Origin of the sequence: Acinetobacter guillouiae (assembly GCF_002370525.2) — a bacterium.
GTDB classification, from domain to species: domain Bacteria; phylum Pseudomonadota; class Gammaproteobacteria; order Pseudomonadales; family Moraxellaceae; genus Acinetobacter; species Acinetobacter guillouiae.
This window is the reverse complement of record NZ_AP014630.1, coordinates 3,641,776-3,663,204: the sequence shown is the minus strand read 5'-3', so window position 1 is coordinate 3,663,204 and position 21,429 is coordinate 3,641,776. Positions and strand designations below refer to the sequence as shown.

The 21,429-nt window shown below is 40.0% G+C and carries 15 protein-coding genes and 1 pseudogene; 13 read left to right on the top strand and 3 right to left on the bottom strand.

The window, feature by feature from the left end; all coding sequences use genetic code 11:
* The first annotated feature begins 8 nt into the window (after positions 1-8).
* A pseudogene (locus AS4_RS17035) lies at positions 9-1,292 on the top strand (OprD family outer membrane porin).
* Positions 1,293-1,426: 134 nt separating this feature from the next.
* On the opposite strand, the gene AS4_RS17030 reads toward AS4_RS17035, so the two are convergent.
* Together AS4_RS17030 and AS4_RS17025 are read right to left on the bottom strand one after the other, a co-directional pair.
* Positions 1,427-1,726, bottom strand: a complete 300-nt coding sequence (locus AS4_RS17030) for a DUF1330 domain-containing protein (RefSeq protein ID WP_096734956.1) — start codon at positions 1,724-1,726, stop codon at positions 1,427-1,429.
* A 28-nt stretch (positions 1,727-1,754) separates the two neighbouring features.
* Positions 1,755-2,417 carry a GntR family transcriptional regulator gene (locus AS4_RS17025; protein ID WP_096734955.1) on the bottom strand — a complete coding sequence of 221 codons (663 nt, stop codon included), beginning with the start codon at positions 2,415-2,417 and terminating at the stop codon, positions 1,755-1,757.
* Between the two features lie 153 nt (positions 2,418-2,570).
* Here AS4_RS17025 and AS4_RS17020 point away from each other — a divergent pair, with 153 nt between their 5' ends.
* The 9 genes from AS4_RS17020 to AS4_RS16980 all read left to right on the top strand — a co-directional run bounded on the left by AS4_RS17020 (position 2,571) and on the right by AS4_RS16980 (position 12,268).
* The gene (locus AS4_RS17020; protein WP_096734954.1) at positions 2,571-3,173 is read left to right on the top strand and encodes an amino acid synthesis family protein; all 603 of its coding nucleotides are present in this window, start codon (positions 2,571-2,573) and stop codon (positions 3,171-3,173) included.
* Positions 3,142-3,933: an alpha/beta fold hydrolase gene (locus AS4_RS17015; protein WP_096734953.1), complete on the top strand. Its 792-nt coding sequence runs from the start codon at positions 3,142-3,144 to the stop codon at positions 3,931-3,933. Before AS4_RS17020 ends, AS4_RS17015 begins: the two co-directional genes overlap by 32 nt.
* A gap of 24 nt (positions 3,934-3,957) precedes the next feature.
* Entirely contained in the window at positions 3,958-4,890 is a 933-nt protein-coding gene (tgnA, locus tag AS4_RS17010; protein WP_096734952.1) for a flavin-dependent trigonelline monooxygenase reductase component, read from the top strand.
* A 2-nt stretch (positions 4,891-4,892) separates the two neighbouring features.
* A complete protein-coding gene (gene tgnB, locus AS4_RS17005) occupies positions 4,893-5,930 on the top strand; it encodes a flavin-dependent trigonelline monooxygenase oxygenase component (protein ID WP_096734951.1) in 1,038 nt (345 codons plus the stop codon).
* Positions 5,931-5,941: 11 nt separating this feature from the next.
* Positions 5,942-7,411 (top strand): (Z)-2-((N-methylformamido)methylene)-5-hydroxybutyrolactone dehydrogenase, encoded by a 1,470-nt coding sequence (gene tgnC / locus AS4_RS17000; protein ID WP_096734950.1) that lies wholly within the window; start codon positions 5,942-5,944, stop codon positions 7,409-7,411.
* Between the two features lie 307 nt (positions 7,412-7,718).
* On the top strand, positions 7,719-9,119 hold the full coding sequence (locus tag AS4_RS16995) for a purine-cytosine permease family protein (RefSeq protein WP_096734949.1): 1,401 nt from the start codon (positions 7,719-7,721) through the stop codon (positions 9,117-9,119).
* Complete coding sequence (locus AS4_RS16990; protein WP_096734948.1) at positions 9,106-10,278, top strand: hypothetical protein; 1,173 nt, start codon at positions 9,106-9,108, stop codon at positions 10,276-10,278. Before AS4_RS16995 ends, AS4_RS16990 begins: the two co-directional genes overlap by 14 nt.
* A gap of 146 nt (positions 10,279-10,424) precedes the next feature.
* The gene (locus AS4_RS16985; protein ID WP_096734947.1) at positions 10,425-11,882 is read left to right on the top strand and encodes an NAD-dependent succinate-semialdehyde dehydrogenase; all 1,458 of its coding nucleotides are present in this window, start codon (positions 10,425-10,427) and stop codon (positions 11,880-11,882) included.
* Positions 11,879-12,268 carry a carboxymuconolactone decarboxylase family protein gene (locus AS4_RS16980; protein ID WP_096734946.1) on the top strand — a complete coding sequence of 130 codons (390 nt, stop codon included), beginning with the start codon at positions 11,879-11,881 and terminating at the stop codon, positions 12,266-12,268. Before AS4_RS16985 ends, AS4_RS16980 begins: the two co-directional genes overlap by 4 nt.
* A 197-nt stretch (positions 12,269-12,465) precedes the next feature.
* Here AS4_RS16980 and dsdC read toward each other — a convergent pair whose 3' ends face one another.
* On the bottom strand, positions 12,466-13,389 hold the full coding sequence (dsdC, locus tag AS4_RS16975; RefSeq protein WP_197724432.1) for a DNA-binding transcriptional regulator DsdC: 924 nt from the start codon (positions 13,387-13,389) through the stop codon (positions 12,466-12,468).
* 371 nt (positions 13,390-13,760) lie between these two features.
* Here dsdC and AS4_RS16970 point away from each other — a divergent pair, with 371 nt between their 5' ends.
* The 3 genes from AS4_RS16970 (at position 13,761) to AS4_RS16960 (ending at position 21,399) form a co-directional block, all read left to right on the top strand.
* Positions 13,761-14,690 carry an OmpA family protein gene (locus AS4_RS16970; RefSeq protein WP_096734945.1) on the top strand — a complete coding sequence of 310 codons (930 nt, stop codon included), beginning with the start codon at positions 13,761-13,763 and terminating at the stop codon, positions 14,688-14,690.
* A 74-nt stretch (positions 14,691-14,764) separates the two neighbouring features.
* Positions 14,765-19,924 carry an Ig-like domain-containing protein gene (locus tag AS4_RS16965; protein WP_096734944.1) on the top strand — a complete coding sequence of 1,720 codons (5,160 nt, stop codon included), beginning with the start codon at positions 14,765-14,767 and terminating at the stop codon, positions 19,922-19,924.
* A gap of 215 nt (positions 19,925-20,139) precedes the next feature.
* Complete coding sequence (locus AS4_RS16960; RefSeq protein WP_096734943.1) at positions 20,140-21,399, top strand: TolC family protein; 1,260 nt, start codon at positions 20,140-20,142, stop codon at positions 21,397-21,399.
* The last annotated feature ends 30 nt before the right edge of the window (positions 21,400-21,429 follow it).

Below are 21,429 nucleotides of genomic sequence, written 5' to 3'. Positions count from 1 at the left end.
GATAAAAAATGAAAAAAACATCTTTGTGGGTGTGGGTATACTTTTGCCCATTATTTAGTGCCCTGGCGCATGCCGATTTAGTGACAGACAGCAGTGCAGAGCTAACGCTTAGAAATTTTTAATTTGACCGAGACTATAAACAAGATCCATATCCTTATACTGCTGCGCGCGATTGGGCACAAGGTATCATCTTTAATGGTCAATCGGGCTATACCGATGGAACAGTTGGTTTTGGTGTTGATGTATTGGCAATGGCTGGATTTAACTTAATTGGAGATCGAGCCGATGACTATGCACGGAGTAACTTATTACCTGTAAATGCAGATAATTCACGAGATGATTATTATGGGAAAATAGGGCTGACTGCCAAAGCAAAATTTAAGAAAAATGAGCTTTTTGTGGGAGATTTGGTTCCACGATTGCCCACGATTTTTTCTTCACCTGCGCGTTTGTTCCCTCAAACTTATCGAGGTGCTCGGTTTGTTTCCAATGAAATTCCAAAGTTACAATTGGAAGGTTTTTATGTAGACCAAGTGCGACAGCGTGATTCGATTCATTATAGTGATGTCGGTACGGACAATATCAATCGCCGTTTTGATCAATCAGCAACAACAGATTACTTCTATAGTTTTGGTGGCGCTTATCAACTCAATGATGCATATCGAATCCGTGCTTATCAGGCTGAACTGCATGATATCTACCAACAGCAATTTTTAGGATTCAATGGTAAGCAGCCTTTAAATGAACAGTTAACTTTTTTAAGCGATGTACGATTTTTCAATAGTCAGGAGGCAGGTAGACAAAAAATCGGCCATGTAGATAACCAGCATTTAAGTGGATTATTTGGTTTAAATTATCAAAACCATACCCTGTCTTTGGGTTATATGCAGGCCTTTGGTTCGACAGGCTTACCATTTTTATCGGGAACAGAAAGTCCAGTGGTGCTTGATTTTATGAGCTCGGATTATTCCAATAAAGACGAGAAAGTCTATTCACTGCGTTATGAATATGATTTTAAAAATGTAAAATTAGCTGATATTTCTCTCAATGGACTGCGTTTTATGACCCGCTATGCCAAAGGACAAGATATTGATTTACTTAGTTATGGCGATAAACGATTTAAAGAAGAATCGATGGAGCTAGATTTAGCTTATAAAATCCCAGAAGGGAAGTTAAAAGGCTTAGGCATGCGAGCACGTTTTTCTCATTACCGAAATGATATGCCAACCAATATGGTCTTTCACTCAGCCAATGAAACTCGTTTAAATATAGATTATAGCTTTAAGTTCTAAGGGGTCTGTATTTCGAAACGGTTCTTTGATTTAAAGAACCGTTTTTTAATTTAGTCTAATGGTGAAGAGTGTGGGTTTAAGTAAATTGTGATGAAAAGTATTTTTATCTGTTTTAATCCATTCATTTTTGGTCTTTATAAATCCAGCGAGTTTAAACTTTCCACAATACTAATCATGACATCGGCACAATCTTGACGAGCAAGCCTTGCTTTAGCGTATTCTTCTGAATGATAACAAGCTTGTGCTGTTTCTAAATCAGCAAATTCAATAATGACATGACGTTCATAAGATTTTCCTTCCATGCAAATAGAATTTCCACCTCTTGCAAGAAATTTTGCATTATATTTTTCAAACGCTAAGAGGGCTAAAGCCATGTATTGTTTATATTGTTCTAAATTATGAATGGTAACGTGCGCAATCCAGTATGCAGACATGGCTTTAATCCTTTAATTTATTAAACCTTTATGTATTTAAAATATTTTTTGCAATCGATGCTGCTTCAGCAATATGTGCAGCAACAGCTTGTTTGGCTTTTTCAGCATCTTGGTCTAAATAAATTGCTTCGCATATATTTTTGATCCGTTGAAAACCTGAAACTTCACGTTTAGTTGAATTCATTGTCATTGCGCGAAGTCGGCTAATACGACCATTTAAGCGTTGTACCACTTCCAAGGCGATATGATGTTTTGCTGTAGTAAAAATCGTTTCATAGAGTTTTGATGAAACTGAAATAATCAAATTAATATCATCAGCAGCAAAGGCATGTTCAAGCTCAATCACTAAACCTTTTAGCGTTTCAGTGGTTTGCGGGGTGAGATTTCGAGTGCAATCTGCAACTGCGCTCTGTTCAAGTAATAGTCGAATTTCATAAATTTGTGATGCAATATCCCAGTTGAGCAAGGAAACAATTGGCCCTTTATTTGGCAAAATCTCAACCAAGCCTTCAGCTTCTAAATAACGAATGACCTCCCGTACAACAGAGCGACTTACGCCCAGTTCTTCACATAAACTTCTTTCAACCAGTCTTTTTCCAGAAGGAAAATAGCCAGTAAAGATGGCATTGCGAACTTTGTCTAAACATAGCTCACGCAAGGTCACGGGTGGATTTTCAATTTTAAGATTCATAGAGGTTTAATCATTCCTGATTTTGCGAATACACAATTTTGTTACAAGTTCCTTGCTTAAAAATAGCATAGCAAACTATTGCATTTTTTGCATTATGTATTATGGTATACCATAATACGGACTACAAAATTAATTAACCAGCAAGGAAGAACAATGAATCTGATACGTAAAACGGTGCTTCATGTTGAAACCACATATATCGATGGTGCTAAGGATGCACCTATACCCTTAAAAATGGTTGCAGCAGCGGCTGTGATTCAAAACCCATGGGCAGGGCAAGGATATGTTGAAAATCTTTCCCCAGAAATTCGTCGTATTGCGCCAGTACTGAGTGAGCATTTAACCAAGCTTATTTTGGATGAAGTTGGTTCTGGTGAAGCAGTACAAGCATTTGGTAAGAGTGCAGTGGTGGGTTTAAACGGTGAGCTTGAACATGCATCAGCCCTGATTCATACCCTACATTTTGGAAATACTTACCGTAGTGCGGTCGGGGCAAAATCATATCTTGCATTTAACAACACCCGTGGTCCTGCAAATGCACCGATTTTAATTCCAATGATGGATAAAAATGATGAAGGCCGCCGTTCTCATTATTTAACCTTACAGTTTGCTATTCCAGATGCGCCAGCTGCTGATGAGTTAGTCATTGTGATTGGTGCTGCAACAGGTGGTCGTCCACATCATCGTATTGGGGACCGTTATCAAGATTTGGAAGAGTTAGGTCATGATCTCAAAAACCCTGCAGCTGTCAAATAATCGCCTTGCTCACTATTTTGAGCAGGGTCAAGGAGAGCCTTTAGTTCTGATTCATGGTGTTGGAATGCAAGCCGAGGCATGGTATCCGCAAATTGAGTTCTTCTCAAAAGCTTATCGCGTGATCTCAGTGGATATGCCCGGGCATGGGAAAAGTACAAAGTTAGCCCATGATGCATCGTTACAGGCCTTTGTGGATTGGATGATTGAGTTTCTGACAAAACTGAATATTGGAGCTGTCAATTTGGCTGGGCATTCAATGGGTTCATTGATTACAACAGGTGTAAGTGCAACTTGTCCAAATTTGGTGAAACGTATGGCGGTATTGAATGGTGTTTATAAACGTTCAGAAAAAGCCAAGAATGCAGTGCTTCACCGCGCTGAAGCGATAAAAGCAGGTCAGCTTGATATAGAAACACCACTACAACGTTGGTTTGGTGACAGTGAGGCAGAGCGCCAGGCTGCATTAAAAGTGAAATCTTGGTTACAGGCGGTCGATCTGTCAGGCTATGCAACTGCTTATTCAGCCTTTGCTCGAGGTGATTCAATTTATGCCAATGCCTGGTCAAAAATCACCTGTCCAGCTTTGATTCTCACGGGGACTGGTGATCCTAACTCTACAGCAGAAATGGCAATACAAATGGCCAGCCAAGCTCAAAATGCCAAGGCTATTGTGATTGAAAATGAAAGACATATGGTGAATTTAACTGCACCAGATAAAGTGAATAATGCAATGCAAGCATGGTTGGAAACCAGCGTCTAAATTGCTTGATAAAGGAATATAGCAATGAGTGAAATGGATACAATAAATAAAATACGGGAACTACGTGATGCTTTTGGATCATTTATGACAGGCGTGACCATAGTGACCACCTGTAAGGACGATGGAACACCATTAGGCTTTACAGCGAACTCTTTTGCTTCGGTGTCTTTGGACCCAGCTTTGCTTTTGGTTAGCATTGCCAAGACATCGAGCAATTATGATTATTTTGCACAGGCAACACATTTTGCCATCAATATTTTAGCAGAAGAACAAAAGGATATTTCCAATACTTTTGCTCGACCAAGTGATGATCGTTTTGCAAATTTGGATTGGCGCAAAAGCGATTGCCAAAATCCGATTATTGACCAAGTGAGTGCATGGTTTGACTGTACCACTTACCAAGTTGTCGATGCAGGAGATCATGCTGTATTGATCGGTAAGGTAGAAGGTTTTACTTCAACAGGTTTTGCCGGACTGGGGTATTACCGTGGTGCTTATTTTACCCCCGCTAAATCTTCAACGGATGTGATCTCTGGCATGAAGGTTATGATGATGGCATTAATCGGTCATGAAAACCAAATCTTGCTTGAGCAAACCTCGGAGCAAAAATGGACATTGCCACATTTGCTTGTAGATAAAGACGGTGCAGAAAAAGCACTGGAGAAAATCTTTGCGGTTTACCAGCCTGAAGCTTCGCCAAGCTTTATTTATTCTGTCTACGACGATATCACCACACAACAACAATATATTGCTTTTTTATGTAATACCCCCATTCCTGAAGCCCACAAAGGTCAATTTGTGGATTTAAATGACCTTGAGCAACTCACTTTTGTCGATAGTGCTTTGGAAAGTATGTTAATGCGCTATCGCAAAGAAAATCATCTTAAAACTTATGGGGTTTATTACGGGAATCAAACCACTGGAACGGTTCGTCAAATTGTTAAAGAGGAAGTTTAACTATGCGCTTTTCATTATTTGTACACATGGAACGTGTTTCTGATCAAGAAACACATAAGCAACTTTATGATGAAATGATTGAGCTTTGCCAGATTGCTGATCGGGGTGGAATGCATGCGATTTGGATGGGTGAACATCATGCGATGAATTTTACCATAGCACCCAATCCATTTATTAATTTGGTTGACCTTGCCAACAAGACTCAGCATGTTCGCTTAGGCACAGGTACCATAGTTGCACCGTTTTGGCATCCGATAAAGTTGGCAGGTGAAGCTGCCATGGCTGACATCATTTGCAATGGTCGTTTAGATATTGGCATAGCGCGAGGCGCATATTCATTTGAATATGAGCGTATGGTACCGGGGATGGATGCATGGAGTGCAGGTCAGCGGTTACGCGAAATGATTCCTGCAATTAAAAACCTATGGAAAGGCGATTATGAGCATAAGGGTGAGTTTTGGCAGTTCCCGAAAACCACCGCTTCACCACAACCTTTACAACAGCCACATCCATCGATTTGGGTTGCTGCTCGTGATCCCAATAGCCATGAGTTTGCAGTACAAAATGGCTGTAATGTACAGGTTACACCTTTGCACTTAGGTGATGAGGAAGTCGAAAAGTTGATGGGGCATTTCAATACGGCTTGTGAAAAGTTTGCTGATGTAGCTCGTCCTGAAATTATGTTACTACGGCATACCTACGTTGCTGACAGTGAGCAAGATGCACAGCTTGCAGCAGATGAAATGAATACATTCTATAATTATTTTGGGGCGTGGTTTAAAAATGAGCGGGAAATTACCCAAGGGCTTATTGCACCACTGAGTCAAGAAGAAATCGCACAACATCCATTTTATACAGCTGAAGCCATGCGTAAAAATAACGTCATTGGTCAGGCACAGGAAGTCATTGATCGTCTGAAAGTCTATGAGGCGATGGGGTATAACGAATATTCCTTCTGGATCGATACAGGAATGAGCTTTGAACGTAAAAAAGCCTCATTAGAACGTATGATTAATGAAGTGATGCCAGCATTTGCATAGGAGAGAAGAGTATGGCTTCTCCATTTCAGTTATATATTAATGGTCAGTTTGAGGATGGTGCTGCGCAATTTGACAGTATCAATCCAGCAACTGGGCAGGTTTGGGCAAAAATGCCAGAAGCTCGAACAGCTGAGGTTAATCGTGCGGTTTCTGCTGCATCTCAGGCTTTACAAAACGCGGCTTGGTCAGGTTTAACCGCTTCACAACGTGGAAAATTGCTTTATAAACTTGCGGATTTGATAGAAAAAGCTGCACCGCAACTGGCACAGTATGAAACGTATGACACGGGTAAAATCATTCGTGAAACCTCAAGCCAAATTGCTTATGTGGCTGAGTATTATCGTTATTACGCAGGTATTGCAGACAAGCTAGAAGGTCGCTATTTACCGATTGATAAGCAAGACATGCAAGCTTGGACTATTCGTGAACCTGTGGGTGTAGTCGCTGCGATTGTGCCGTGGAACAGTCAATTATTTTTATCCGCTGTCAAAGTCGGTCCTGCTTTAGCGGCAGGCTGTACGGTTGTGTTAAAAGCCTCAGAGCAAGGACCAGCACCATTACTGGCATTTGCTCGCTTGATTCATGACGCTGGTTTTCCAGCAGGTGTCGTGAATGTGATTACGGGTTTTGCAACTGAATGTGGAGCGGTTTTAACGCGTCATCCTGAGGTTGCGCATGTGGCATTTACTGGTGGTCCTGAAACAGCACGACATATCGTACGTAATTCCGCCGAAAACCTTGCCAAAGTATCGCTTGAACTGGGTGGGAAATCGCCATTTATTGTTTTTGCAGATGCCGATTTGCAAAGTGCTGTAAATGCACAAGTCGCTGCGATTTTTGCCGCAACGGGGCAAAGTTGTGTTGCTGGTTCACGCTTACTGATCGAAGAAAGTATTAAAGATGAGTTTCTTCAACGTTTGGTTGAGCGGGTTCAACGGATCAAAATTGGTTTGCCGGATGATATGGCAACGGAATTTGGTCCACTGTGTACTTTAGCTCAACGCCAGAAGATTGAGCAAGTGGTGGCAAGTTCAATTCAGCAAGGTGCACAACTACTCACAGGTGGACAAGCCATTGATCGTGCAGGTTATTACTATCCACCTACAATTCTAGATTGTAGTGATGCTCAGCAGGCCGATTGTGTCATGACAGAATTGTTTGGCCCTGTATTGTCGGTGGTTAGTTTTCGCACTGAAGCGGAAGCAATTCAAACAGCCAATCATACTACGTATGGACTTGCCGCTGGGATATTTACCCATAACTTAAGTCGTGCTCATCGGATGACCAAAGCGATTCGGTCAGGCATTGTTTGGTTGAATACCTATCGGACAGTTTCACCACTCGCACCCTTTGGTGGTCATGGTTTATCTGGTCATGGTCGTGAAGGTGGTTTTGAGGCGGTATTCGATTACACCACGACAAAAACCGTTTGGTTACGTACTTCAGATGAACCTATTGATGATCCTTTTGTGATGCGATAAATCTTAAAAGGTCTGATTTAGAAATTTTAACTTCAAGGATGAAATATATGCACAACACTGAAATCCCATAAATTTTACTGTGGTTTAAAAATACCTTTTGTTGAGCTTTTAAAAAGCCTCAACTGGAGCACTTTTATCTTTTTTTAATGATTGATTAAAACTGCTGAAAATCAATGTACAGAATAAGAGCAATAAAGGTCAGGTCATCTCGCTATGGTGCTGACAAGGCAGGTTGTGAAACCTAGGTTTATGCTCACAAATAAATTGATATTGAGGAAAATGAATTCCTCAAAGAGAGATTAAGGATATGAATCAAAATGAAAAAAATGCTTTTGTGATAGAAAGCCATTCAATTGACTATGTCGATCCATCAGAACGCCATGGAAAAGTTCGGGATCTTTTTACCCTGTGGTTTTGTACCAATATCGCACCCTTAGCGGTGATTACCGGTGCAATGTCAATGTTAACGTTTAATCTGAATTTGGTCAGTGCTTTAATTGCAATTTGTGCTGGGCATTTTTTTGGGGCCGCAATTTTGGCATTGACTTCAGCTCAAGGACCACAAGTGGGTATTCCGCAAATGATCCAGAGCCGCGCACAGTTTGGGCGTTATGGTGCATTGTTGGTTGTATTATTTACCACCCTGATTTATTTGGGGTTCTTTATTTCAAATATTATTTTATCTGGCAAAACTTTACATACCGTTGTACCTGCAATACCTGTACCGATGGCCACGGTGATTGGGGCAATTGCTGCAACCACGATTGGGATAGTGGGTTATCACCTTATTCATAAGTTCAATAAGATTGGCACGTGGTTTATGGGAGGCGCATTATTAATTGGTCTGATGATTATGCTTCCACATATCAATGCAGATGTCTTGGCAAAAGGTGCTTTTAATATGAAAGGCTGGTTTGCCATGTTTGGTTTATGTGCTGTTTGGCAAATTAGTTTTTCACCCTATACCTCGGATTATTCAAGATATTTACCTAAAAGCATTGGGATTTTTAAGCCTTTTATATTTACCTATTGGGGCGCATCTCTAGGAACGATTTTTGCCATGATATTTGGCACAGTGGCAGTCAGTATCGGTTCTACTACAGATGCAATGGAAGCGGTCAAATCGGGGACAGGATTGTTTGGCTATGCACTGATGATTTTATTCCTCTGTAATATTATTGGTCACAATGCCATGAATTTATATGGCGCGGTCTTATCTTGTATTACATCGATTCAAACCTTTGCCGGTCAATGGATACCAAGTAAAAATATTCGTGTGGCTTTATCTATTGCGGTACTTGTTCTCGCTACATTTACTGCGCTTTGGGCATCCAGTAACTTTATTAGTTTCTTCCTCAATGTGGTTTTTGCCTTGCTATTTATCTTGGTGCCGTGGGTATCGATTAACTTGTTGGATTTCTATGTGGTGAATAAGAAATCCTATGATATTCACTCTATTTTTGCTCAAGATGGTGGCATTTACGGCAAGTTTAATGCAAAAGCTTTAACCGCCTATTTTATTGGGATTGCAATTCAAATCCCATTCCTGACCAATGCATTTTTTACAGGACCTTTCGCCAACGTTATTCCAGATGTTGATGTGTCATGGGTGATAGGTTTAGTGGTTAGTTTTGTTGTGTATTACCTATTTAATCTTGGAAAGATTAAAGGGGGATTAGAAAGGAATCTGCAAAATGAAAAAAAATAATTTACAACTGATCGTTGCTTCAATTCTCGTTGCTTTTATTTCGCCATGCTATGCAGGAATCAGTTTTGGTGATCGTAATAGTGAAACTGGTCAGCTCACAGTATCGGGTTATGTGCGAGGTAATTACCAAATTAAGCAGTATGGTGAAAATGCCGATGATCAAAAAATTCGTTTTGATGCAGCACAACTCAAACTAGATTATGCGCGTGGTGATCTGTTTGGACATGCTGAGTATAGATGTTATCAATATGAACGGCTGTGTGACTTTTCGACCATGATTGATGCTTATGTGGGGTATCGTCTCAATAAAACCGATCAGCTTGTAGTCGGGATGCAACCGATTCCATTTGGTCCAGGACGTTTCTGGGGCAATAGTCTATTTGGTAGTATCAATACCACTGCAGGTTTGGAAGATGTACATAATGTTGGTGTGAATTATCATGCTGAATTGCCGACAGCAACCAAGTTTGATTTAGGTTATTTTGCTATAGATGGTGGTCATTATTCAGGAACATATACACCTAATTCAGGGCGTTATACTGCGAATTATGTGCGTTCAGATGATGAGTCACAAACCAATTTACAGGAAAAAAATATGTGGGTTGGGCGTATTACGCAGGATATACCTTTAGCTGTTGAGGGGCTGAATACACAGATCGGTGCATCATACTGGATCTCAGAAATTGACAATAAAAAGACCAATCAAACAGGCCGTCGTAAAGCGTGGTCAGTATTTAGCAAACTCAATTATGGTGCTTTAGGGCTGACATTAACTGGAGGTGAAAATGACATCAGCAATAAAGATCTGAATCATCCAGATACTTCGCTGATGGGATCGTATGACAGTGAATATGCTGTTGCCAATAAAGCAACTTATTATACTGCTGACCTTGGATATACCTTTAAAGATGTTCAACAGATTGGCAATATTACCCCTTATTTTATGCACAGCCGCTACAACAAAGATCTGTCAGGATCGCAAGATTCTACGCGTAATATTTTAGGTGTCTCAATTGATCATAAACAGCTTTCTTTACTTGCTGAATATATTGTGAGTAAAAATGATCCATTTATTGGCGGTAATTTCTCATCATTGGCGCAGGGCGATGATAACAAATGGAATAAGTTGTTGAATTTGACTTTATTCTATTATTTCTAAAACACAGCAAATCACATTCGGGCAACCGAAAATTTTTTTCACGATTCTTTTGGTATGCCATCATACAGGATGATAGGAGGTAGATCATTGATCGACTGATTTGATGATCTATTTCCGCATACCAGAGTTTAACAAGGATAATTTGTATGCAACTTAATACAATGCCACTTTTCCATCAACAGGCTTTCGTTGCTGGGCAATGGTGTGATGCCGATAGCCATCAAAGCGCTGATATTTATAACCCAGCAACACAAGAAATAATTGGAAGCGTGCCATATATGGGTAAGGCAGAAGCTGAGCGGGCGATTAAAGCTGCTGTTACAGGTTGGGCTGCATGGAAAAACAAGACCGCAAAAGATCGTTCAATCATTTTAAAAAAATGGTTTGACTTGATGATTGAAAAGGTGGATGAGCTGGCATTTATTTTAACCAGTGAACAAGGCAAACCTTTAGCTGAGGCGAGAGGAGAAATTTTATATGCCGCCAGTTTTGTCGAGTGGTTTGCTGAAGAAGCGAAGCGTGTGTATGGCGATGTTATTCCAAGCCCTTACACCGATGCACGTATTGTTGTGCAGAAACAAGCAATTGGTGTTGTTGCGGCAATTACGCCTTGGAATTTTCCAGCTGCAATGATTACCCGTAAAGTTGCGCCAGCATTGGCAGCTGGTTGTCCGTGTATCGTGAAGCCAGCACCTGAAACGCCATTTACAGCTTTAGCTTTGGTGGATTTGGCAGTTCAGGCGGGTATTCCCGCTGATATTTTCAGTGTGATTACTGGTGATGCAGTAAGTATTGGCGATGCAATTTTTGAAAGTCATGAGGTGCGTAAGTTTACTTTTACCGGTTCTACCCCTGTGGGAAAACTGCTTTATCAACGTTCAACACAGACCTTAAAGAAAGTATCTCTTGAATTAGGGGGAAATGCGCCATTTCTTGTTTTTGATGATGCCGATTTAGATGCAGCGGTGGAAGGTGCATTGATTGCAAAGTATCGTAATGCAGGTCAAACCTGTGTTTGTGTCAATCGTTTTCTGGTACAAGCTGGGATTTACCACAAATTTATTGCTGGATTAAGTGCAAAGGTGAACGCTTTAAAAATTGGCAATGGTTTAGATCAAGGGATTGAAATTGGTCCCTTAATTAATAGCAATGCTGTTAAAAAAGTCGAAGCCCATGTTGCAGATGCATTAGCCAAATCGGCGCGTTTGGTTACAGGCGGTAAACGACATCATGCAGGCGAATTGTTTTATCAACCCACCATTATTGCTGATGTCAATGCAGACATGGATGTTGCTACACAAGAAACATTTGGTCCTCTTGCCGCCGTATTTAAATTTGAAACCGAACAACAAGCCGTAGATATGGCAAATGCCACGGAATTTGGTTTAGCTGCATATTGCTATACCAAAGATTTAGGACGGGCTTGGCGCATGAGTGAACAGCTTGAATATGGCATGGTTGGAATCAATAAGGGGCTCATCTCAAATGAAGTTGCTCCTTTTGGTGGAATGAAGCAGTCAGGTTTAGGCCGTGAGGGATCTAGATATGGAATTGAGGATTATCTTGAAATCAAATACACCTTATTCGGAGGATTAAATACATGAGCAATGACAAATTTGAAAAAGGCCTCGCAATTCGTAAACAAGTGTTGGGTGAGGCCTATGTAAATCACTCCATCAACAATGCCGATGATTTTAATTTACCTTTACAAGAGCTGGTTACGGAATATTGCTGGGGTGCTGTTTGGGGGCGTGATGAACTAAGTAAGCCAGAGCGTAGTTTGATTAATCTTGCGATGATTTCTGCGCTTAATCGTCCACATGAGTTGAAACTGCATGTTAAAGGTGCATTGAGAAATGGTTTATCTAAAACTCAAATTCGTGAAGTGCTTTTACAAGTTGCCATTTACTGTGGTGTACCTGCGGCAGTCGATAGTTTTCGTATTGCGAAAGAGGCAATTTTAGAATATGAACAAGAACGTAATGAATAAAACGTTATCGGTTATGCGAATGTCCTTTTCTCAGTGAATGTTATTTGTATAAAAAATCTATTTTTTGTCAGAGTGGATCAATCATATCTTTCTGACAATTTTTAAGTATGTGAATATAAACCCATTTAAAAGCAGAAGGTACTCGATTTATAAACGAGTACAGTATTGATTTGATTATGGTTTGTTAGTAAGTCATTTTAGTCGTGACTGATGGTTTGATTTTTGAGCCATAGACTAAAGGCCTCAATTTTTGGCCAGTGGCGATCTTTCAGTGAAGTGATATAGTAATGTTGCTCGCACAGTAAAAATTGATCTGGGAATGGTGCGATTAGTTCGCCATTTTTAATGGCTTTTTCAACCAATCGCTTTCTCCCCATAGTCACCCCAAGGTTATTTTTGGCAGCAATTGAGGCGAGATCTGAGCGATTGAAGTAGAGCGCTGAAGGGGTATCAATATTGATATTAAAATGTGCGGCCCAACTGTCCCATTCACCCGTTCCAGTCTTATTACACCATGCATGGCTGTCGTGAAGTAAAGTACACTGGTTTAAATTCTGCCAATTGTCTACAAGGTTGAATTTTTCAGCATACTCAGGACTACATACAGGTAAAATATGTTCATCCATTAAGTATTGATAATTCAATTGCGGGCAGGGTTGGTTATCAAAATAAAGTGCTAAATCTATCCCTTCTCGTTGCAAATTAACATTTTCATTGCCAGTCAAAATGGATAATTCAATAAAAGGATAGCGCTGTATAAAGTCAGACAGTTTGGGAACCAACCAATTTTGTGTAATCGAAGGCCTAGCATAAATCGTGAGTGGTCCAGATAAAGTTTGATTTTGGATGGCTTTAATTTCAGTATTGAGATGGCCTAAAGAAGACTGCAATGCCCAAAAAATGTGCTTGCCTTCAGCCGTGAGTTCAACTTTACGGTGTAAGCGTAAAAATAGTTTTATATTGAGTTCTTTCTCTAATAAATTGATTTGGTGGCTAACAGCACTAGGTGTTAAACATAACTCTTTTGCCGCTAATGAAAAAGACTCATGCCTTGCAGCTACTTCAAATGTATGAAGTTTAGATAATTGAAAACCTGTTAATGACTTATCTAAGTTCATCACTTTATTGCTCGCTGTCATATATTTTATAATTCATGTGAAATATTAAATAAAAATTTTAAAATAGATACTGCTTTCTAAATCAAAGTATATTTAAAGATCAATATTTAACCTTATGTTTTTTCGGGTGAATTATTTTAACCCAAAGGCAAATTTTTATCATTTGACGTATGAATCTTAATTCATTATTTTTGCGTACCTTAAATATTAAACCGTGAAATATGTCACGAAAAAACGTATTTTTAGGCCGCTTTACTGAAATTTAAAATATTAGTCTCGCTGTCTAAAAGGTTTTTATGTGCAACCTCTACGAAGCTTAAAGGTTTCGTTATAGAGGTTTTTTTACTTTTAAATTCTGTAAGGAACAAATTTTAATGATGGTCACAAATAAAGGCTTGTTGGTCACAACACTACTGCTCAGTTCAATCTTGTCTGGATGTGCTGTGAAAGGTGGTAGTAATGGTACGGCTGTTGAAAAGTGGCATAACTTTGAAAATCAAAAAATTAATGAAAAAGTAAATAAAAATAAAGCAAATGTTGTTTTTGTTCGTGATGAGAAAATTGAGGGAAAAGCTGTAAATATTTTTGTAGGTGGAGAATATTTGGCTTCATTGTTACCCAATGCTTATAAAGAGCTTGAAGTTTGTCCTGATAACCAAAAGTTGGTTGCAATTGAAACGGATGTCAAAGATCGCTATGCAACCAAAGAAAAAGGCGGGCAATACTATAATTTACCTCTCGAAAAAACGACCTACTTACGCGTGAGTCTGGATCAGAATGGGCAGACTTATTTCTTAGCAATGAATGAAGATGAAATTAAAAATGCTCAGCAGCATTTAAAAGAACAAGTCCATACCTTGCCACGTGTTGATCGCGATTTAAAGTGTAAGCCTACCGTTAAAATGTTGAAGAAATTTACATTACAAGCTGGCGCTTTGTTTCAGTTCGATAAATCAGATGAAGCAAATATGTTAACTCAGGGTAAACAAGAAATTAAGGATGTTGCAGATGCCATTCGTAATGAAACAGCCGAGATTAGCCATATAGATGTTATTGGTTATACAGATCCAGACGGTACGGAAAGTTATAACCAAGTGTTGTCAGCACATCGTGCGCAAAGTGTAAAAAATATGATGATAAATTATGGTTTATCTGCTGATTTAATTTCCGCAGAAGGTCGTGGCAAAACAAATTTATTGATCACGGATTGTTCTGAAAAACACACTCAAAATCGTACTGCGCGTTTGGCATGTAATCAGCCCAATCGTCGAGTTGAGATCCTTCTTTATGGTACTCAGCCGTAATTACGCTTCATTTCAAAACTTAGTATTTTGATTCTATTAATTAATGCTTAATTATTGAAATTAAGGAAATAAACGTGACTGTAAAGAATATTGTTCTCAAAATTAATGCTAAAAAATCAACACTCGATACCTTGAATATTGAAGGTGGTGAGTTTGGTCGTGGTTCTCAAGGTAAACCATTAAAAATTGCTGCAAAAGCAAATGTTCATTATGAGTTTACTGATAAGGAAACTCAATTTGGGCCAGAAAATATTGCGACTAAACGCCATGATAAGGATTTGTGGATTAGTTTCGAAGGTGGGGATGTTGATCAGCCAGATCTGATTATTGAAAACTATTATGCTGCAAATGGTGAGTTGGGCTATTCAGAAGGGGAGTCTAACTTACTGATCGGTCAGCATGAAAATGGCAAATATTACCCTTATGTTCCAGAAAGTGCAGAAAAAAGTGATGCAGTGAGTTTGCTTGCGGATCAAGTTGAAGCAGGTCAGGCTTTAGGTGGTGAAGAAGTTGCAGCATTTTGGGCCTTTAATCCATTATGGTTATTGGCTTTGGTTCCGATAGCGGCAGTGGCTATTGGTCAAGGTCATGATAACAATAAAAAATCTCCAGTAATTGAACATCCTCAGCATGTTCCTATCGCAGAAAAAGACAGTGCTGAAACTAAAGAAAATACACCCGTAATTATTGATGTGACTGCAAATGATACTGATAAAGATGGTGACTTAGATCCAAGTACGGTGGTGATCAGCAAACAACCACAGCATGGTACTGTCAGCGTTGATCCAATCACAGGCGAAGTGACCTATACCCCAAACAAAGGTTATGTTGGTCCTGATGTGTTTGAATACACAGTCAAAGATAAAGCGGGGAATGTTTCAGACCCTGCAACTGTAGTGGTTGAAGTAAGTGCAAGTCCAGTTGCAGTTGATGATAGTGCTGAAACTAAAGAAGACACCCCAATCATTATTGATGTGACTGCAAATGACACTGATAAAGATGGTGACTTAGATCCAAGTACTGTAGTGATCAGCAAACAACCACAGAACGGTACGGTCAGCGTTGATCCAGTCACAGGTGAAGTGACTTATACCCCAAACAAGGGCTATGTTGGTCCAGATGCATTTGAATATACAGTCAAAGACAAGGCTGGCAATGTATCTGATCCTGCTACTGTGGTAATTGATATCACCGCCAATCCTGTTGCGGTTGATGACAGTGCTAACACCAAAGAAGACACCCCAATCATTATTGATGTGACTGCAAATGACACTGATAAAGATGGTGACTTAGATCCAAGCACTGTAGTGATCACGAAACAGCCGCAGAACGGTACTGTTAGTGTTGATCCAATCACAGGTGAAGTAACCTATACTCCAAACAAAGGTTATGTTGGTCCAGACCAGTTTGAATATACCGTCAAAGACAAAGCTGGCAATGTTTCTGATCCTGCGACTGTGGTAATCGATATCACCGCTAATCCAGTTGCAGTTGATGACAGTGCTAACACCAAAGAAAACACACCTGTGATCATTGATGTGACTGCAAATGATACCGATAAAGATGGTGACTTAGATCCAAGTACGGTGGTGATTAGCAAACAACCACAGCATGGTACTGTCAACGTTGATCCAATCACAGGTGAAGTAACTTATACCCCAAACAAGGGTTATGTCGGTCCAGATGCATTTGAATACACCGTCAAAGACAAAGCGGGGAATATCTCTGATCCTGCGACTGTGGTAATTGATATCACAGCTAATCCAGTTGCGGTTGATGATAGCGCTGAAACGAAAGAAGACACCCCAATTATTATTGATGTGACTTCAAATGATACCGATAAAGATGGTGACTTAGATCCAAGCACTGTGGTGGTCACGAAACAGCCTCAGAACGGTACGGTCAGTGTTGATCCAATCACAGGCGAAGTGACCTATACCCCAAACAAGGGCTATGTTGGTCCAGATGCATTTGAATATACCGTCAAAGATAAAGCTGGGAATGTGTCTGATCCAGCGACTGTGGTAATCGATATCACCGCTAATCCAGTTGCAGTTGATGACAGTGCTAACACCAAAGAAAACACACCTGTGATCATTGATGTGACTGCAAATGATACCGATAAAGATGGTGACTTAGATCCAAGTACGGTGGTGATTAGCAAACAACCACAGCATGGTACTGTCAACGTTGATCCAATCACAGGTGAAGTAACTTATACCCCAAACAAGGGTTATGTCGGTCCAGATGCATTTGAATACACAGTCAAAGACAAAGCTGGCAATGTATCTGATCCAGCGACTGTGGTAATTGATATCACCGCCAATCCAGTTGCGGTTGATGATAGTGCTAACACTAAAGAAGATACTCCAATCATTATTGATGTGATTGCAAATGACACTGACAAAGATGGTGACTTAGATCCAAGCACTGTGGTGGTCACGAAACAGCCTCAGAACGGTACGGTCAGTGTTGATCCAATCACAGGCGAAGTGACCTATACCCCAAACAAGGGTTATGTTGGTCCAGATGAATTTGAATATACCGTCAAAGACAAAGCTGGGAATGTGTCTGATCCTGCAGCTGTGGTAATTGATATCACCGCTAATCCTGTTGCAGTTAATGACAGTGCTGAAACTAAAGAAGATACTCCAATCATTATTGATGTGATTGCAAATGACACTGACAAAGATGGTGACTTAGATCCAAGCACTGTGGTGGTCACGAAACAGCCTCAGAACGGTACGGTCAGTGTTGATCCAATCACAGGCGAAGTGACCTATACCCCAAACAAGGGTTATGTTGGTCCAGATGAATTTGAATATACAGTCAAAGACAAAGCTGGGAATGTGTCTGATCCTGCAGCTGTGGTAATTGATATCACCGCCAATCCTGTTGCAGTTAATGACAGTGCTGAAACTAAAGAAGACACCCCAATCATCATTGATGTCACTTCAAATGATACCGATAAAGATGGTGACTTAGATCCAAGTACAGTAGTGATCACGAAACAACCACAGAACGGTACGGTCAGCGTTGATCCAATCACAGGTGAAGTAACTTATACCCCAAACAAGGGCTATGTTGGTCCAGATACATTTGAATATATAGTCAAAGACAAAGCGGGGAATGTGTCTGATCCTGCAACTGTAGTGGTTGAAGTGAGTGCAAATCCTGTTGCAGTTGATGACAGTGCTGAAACTAAAGAAGACACCCCAATCATCATTGATGTGACTGCAAATGACACTGATAAAGATGGTGATTTAGATCCAAGCACTGTAGTGATCACGAAACAGCCTCAGAACGGTACTGTTAGTGTTGATCCAATCACTGGAGAAGTGACTTATACCCCAAACAAGGGTTATGTCGGTCCAGATGAATTTGAATATACAGTCAAAGACAAAGCTGGCAATGTATCGGATCCAGCTCATGTAACTTTAGATATAAGCCCTACAGGTACCTTAACCGAAATACTCAAAGAAGCTGATTTAGGAGATGGTTCAACAGCCGCTGTTGTAAATGGTGAATTGAGTTTAGATAACCCTAGTAATGCTGACATTAGCGATATCTTAATGACATTGCCAACAGTGGATGTCACTTCTGGTGGTGAGACAATAAACTGGACCCAAACAGCAAATGGTGGCTTAGTTGGAACCACGCCAAGCGGTCAAGAAGTAATGTCGATTACTTTGGGTACACCAGTGACCAGCAATGGGAAAACCACAATTCCTTATGAAATTGGTCTTAAAGCGCCAGTGGATCATGTGGGTGAGAACAGTGAGCGTTTAGATCTTGATTTTGGTATCAATACCAATATTGGCGATGCTAACCTCATTATTACTGTGGAAGATGATAAATCAGTAGCAGCGCCAATATCTGTAGTTGCAGATGGTGAGACGACTTTTTATGCGAACGTGATCATTAGTCTGGATCTCTCTAGCAGTATGGGTGCAAGAGATAGCGGTATTCCAGATCCGGTAAATGGTGGCGAGAAAATGCGTATGAACGCAGCTGTCGAAGCGATTGAAACGATGCTAGATAAGTATCAGGAGCAACTTGACAGTGTAGCCCCAGGTAATGGAGACGTGAAAGTGAATATCATTGGCTTCTCAAAATTAGCCAAGCATCTTTCGCTACCTGGTCAAACAGATACATGGGTGTCATTAGATGACGCCAAGAAAATTGTGAAAGGATTATATAATTTTGGCACTCGACCAAAAGATATTGGTGTAGATACCAACTACGATGCGGCTTTACAAGAAGTTATTCATAGTTATTTGAATAATCAAGGTGCTGGTCCAGTTGTCGGTGTGGACGGCGCTAAGGTGAACAATAGTTTGCTCTTTGTCAGTGATGGTATTCCAAACTTTGGTAATGGCACGGATGGCGTACGTGGTATCCAACCAACGTCACCATCAAATTATGAACCAGGCAATCAAAATATCGATATCGGTGAAGATAAGTGGACAGCGTTCTTAAAAGAACAAAACATAAAATCTATTGCGATTGGTATTGGTCCTCAAATGGATGAGGGGGCAGATTTCTTAAAACCAATTGCTTTCGATGGCGAAAAAGGCACCAACAAAGATGGTTCGAGTGACATTATTATTTTGAAAGATATGTCTGATCTCGGCGGTATTATGTCTGAGTTGGTTCCAGAAGCTACTGATACTCAGGGGTCTATTCGTACGGATGATGTGGGCAATATTGTTTCATCTTTCGGTGCCGATGGTGCAGGTCAGTTAATCATTCAGATTGATGGGTATGACTATACTTATGACTATGCAACAAACCAAATCACCAGTAGCAATAGCAATGCGAGTATTTGGCAAGATGCTGGTAATGGTGTACTGATGGTGAAAACAGAGATCGGTGGTAGCTTTAAATTAAATATGTCAGCAGATAAGTTTGGTGACTTTAGTTATAACCCAGCTCCGACTCGTCCTGTAGGTAAAACCCAAGAAGAGTTTACATTTACACTTGTCGATAAAGATGGCGATAAATCTAGTGATAAATTGCTCATTGATATTCAATTAATTCCTGAAGCAAGTGCCAGTAAAGCAGCACTAAGCATGAGTAATCAGTTGGATCATTTAGAGGTTTTTAATGCAGTTGGTCATACTTTAGATGGCTTTGCCAATACGCCAAATCCAGCTGAAGTTGTGAATACAAACCATATCAATGTCTCACAACATTTAGAGCAACTCAGTGTTGAGCAGCCTAACTTAATTTAAGTCTAATTAAGCCGTACAAAAAGCATTTTCTACATCCTGTAGCGAATGCTTTTTGTATATTTATCTGGGTTTTTTAGTGTGGTTTGGCATGCACGTGATGGTGCTATACCACATTTAAATAATACGTCAATGCAAATTTATTGAAAATACAGTTAAAACAAATGGTTATGTTTATAGCCATTGATTGTATTTCTGGTAGCCGATAGAACTCATCAATGCAAATGAATAGAAAACTGACACGGTCAATATCTCTGTGTTTTATAGGGATGTTGGCAATACATGGCCCATTGGTACATGCAGCGACGTTAAAAGAGATACTCAAACAAGCGCTGGTCAATGATCCTGTGATACAGGAGGCTCAGGCAAATGTGTCTTTTGCACATAGTACGATGCAGACGACTAAGGCTGAACATTATCCGATTGTCAGTGCTATAGGGACTCAAGTACTCGGTCAACAACATAAATATGAAAGTAATGCACGAGAAACGCATTTTGCTCCAGGTCTACGCGCGACCGTCAATGTTTATGCTTGGGGTGGGATCGAAGCAGCCGTTGATCGAGATAAGAAAAAAGAAGCTTATTATCAATATACTGCTGAACAAACCAGAGAAGACCTTGGTTATAAAATCAGTACATTGTATTTAACCGCATTAAGGACTAAAGAGTCTTTGGTTGTTGCAGAACGAAATTTAAAACGTCACGATAAAATGCTGCATGATTTAAATATTATTGTGCAACATGATTCAGGTCGGCTCAGTGAGTTGGCTCAAGCTCAGGCACGTCGACTAAAAGTAGAAACAGGTATTGCTGAATTACGACGTACTTTAGGTTTAACTGTGAGTCGATTAGAAGTCTATACGCAAGATTTTTTAGCACCAGATACGATTGTTGATCCTTTTTATGGAATGGCATCTCAAGATTTTATTAGCCAATACCATCGTGCTGAAGTTGATCAAATACCCAGTTATTTAGCACAAAAAGCAGAACATGAAAGTGCACTTGAAGATATTAAAGTGTCTAAAGCGGCTCAAATGCCGAGTATTAATTTAGAAGGGACGGCAAGTCCAGATAATAAAGAAATCTATTTAAGAATGTCATGGGACATCTTTAACCAAGGTTCAAAGCATAAGATCTCACAGAAAAATCAAACCAAGATCGCTGTAGCGTCGCGTATGCAACAAAGCTTACGCGATACCATTGAACGTAGTCGAACAGCCATGTTCGATATGTCTCAAAATGAACAACGCGTTAAATTAGTGAATCAATATATTGATGTTCAACAAAAAGTCGTTTGGGCTTATGAACAACAATTCAAAATCTCTCGTCGAACATTAATTGATGTACTTGATGCTTATAACGAGCTTGCAAATATTGAAGCAACAGAAGTAGAGGCTCGTCATGATTTTAGAGCTGCGACTTTAGAGTATTTATTGGCTCAAGCCAAAATCAGTCAGTGGGCTGGTGTCACAAACTAACTTGGTTTCCCGATTATTTTCAAAGTATTT

Bases quoted from the DNA above. Each gene is read 5' to 3' on its own strand.
- tgnB (WP_096734951.1), top strand. From the start codon at position 4,893: ATGCGCTTTTCATTATTTGTACACATGGAACGTGTTTCTGATCAAGAA.
- tgnC (WP_096734950.1), top strand. From the start codon at position 5,942: ATGGCTTCTCCATTTCAGTTATATATTAATGGTCAGTTTGAGGATGGT.
- AS4_RS16980 (WP_096734946.1), top strand. From the start codon at position 11,879: ATGAGCAATGACAAATTTGAAAAAGGCCTCGCAATTCGTAAACAAGTG.
- AS4_RS17020 (WP_096734954.1), top strand. From the start codon at position 2,571: ATGAATCTGATACGTAAAACGGTGCTTCATGTTGAAACCACATATATC.
- tgnA (WP_096734952.1), top strand. From the start codon at position 3,958: ATGAGTGAAATGGATACAATAAATAAAATACGGGAACTACGTGATGCT.
- AS4_RS16995 (WP_096734949.1), top strand. From the start codon at position 7,719: ATGAATCAAAATGAAAAAAATGCTTTTGTGATAGAAAGCCATTCAATT.
- AS4_RS17030 (WP_096734956.1), bottom strand. From the start codon at position 1,726: ATGTCTGCATACTGGATTGCGCACGTTACCATTCATAATTTAGAACAA.
- AS4_RS16970 (WP_096734945.1), top strand. From the start codon at position 13,761: ATGATGGTCACAAATAAAGGCTTGTTGGTCACAACACTACTGCTCAGT.
- AS4_RS17025 (WP_096734955.1), bottom strand. From the start codon at position 2,417: ATGAATCTTAAAATTGAAAATCCACCCGTGACCTTGCGTGAGCTATGT.
- AS4_RS16985 (WP_096734947.1), top strand. From the start codon at position 10,425: ATGCAACTTAATACAATGCCACTTTTCCATCAACAGGCTTTCGTTGCT.
- AS4_RS17015 (WP_096734953.1), top strand. From the start codon at position 3,142: ATGATCTCAAAAACCCTGCAGCTGTCAAATAATCGCCTTGCTCACTAT.
- AS4_RS16990 (WP_096734948.1), top strand. From the start codon at position 9,106: ATGAAAAAAAATAATTTACAACTGATCGTTGCTTCAATTCTCGTTGCT.
- AS4_RS16960 (WP_096734943.1), top strand. From the start codon at position 20,140: ATGCAAATGAATAGAAAACTGACACGGTCAATATCTCTGTGTTTTATA.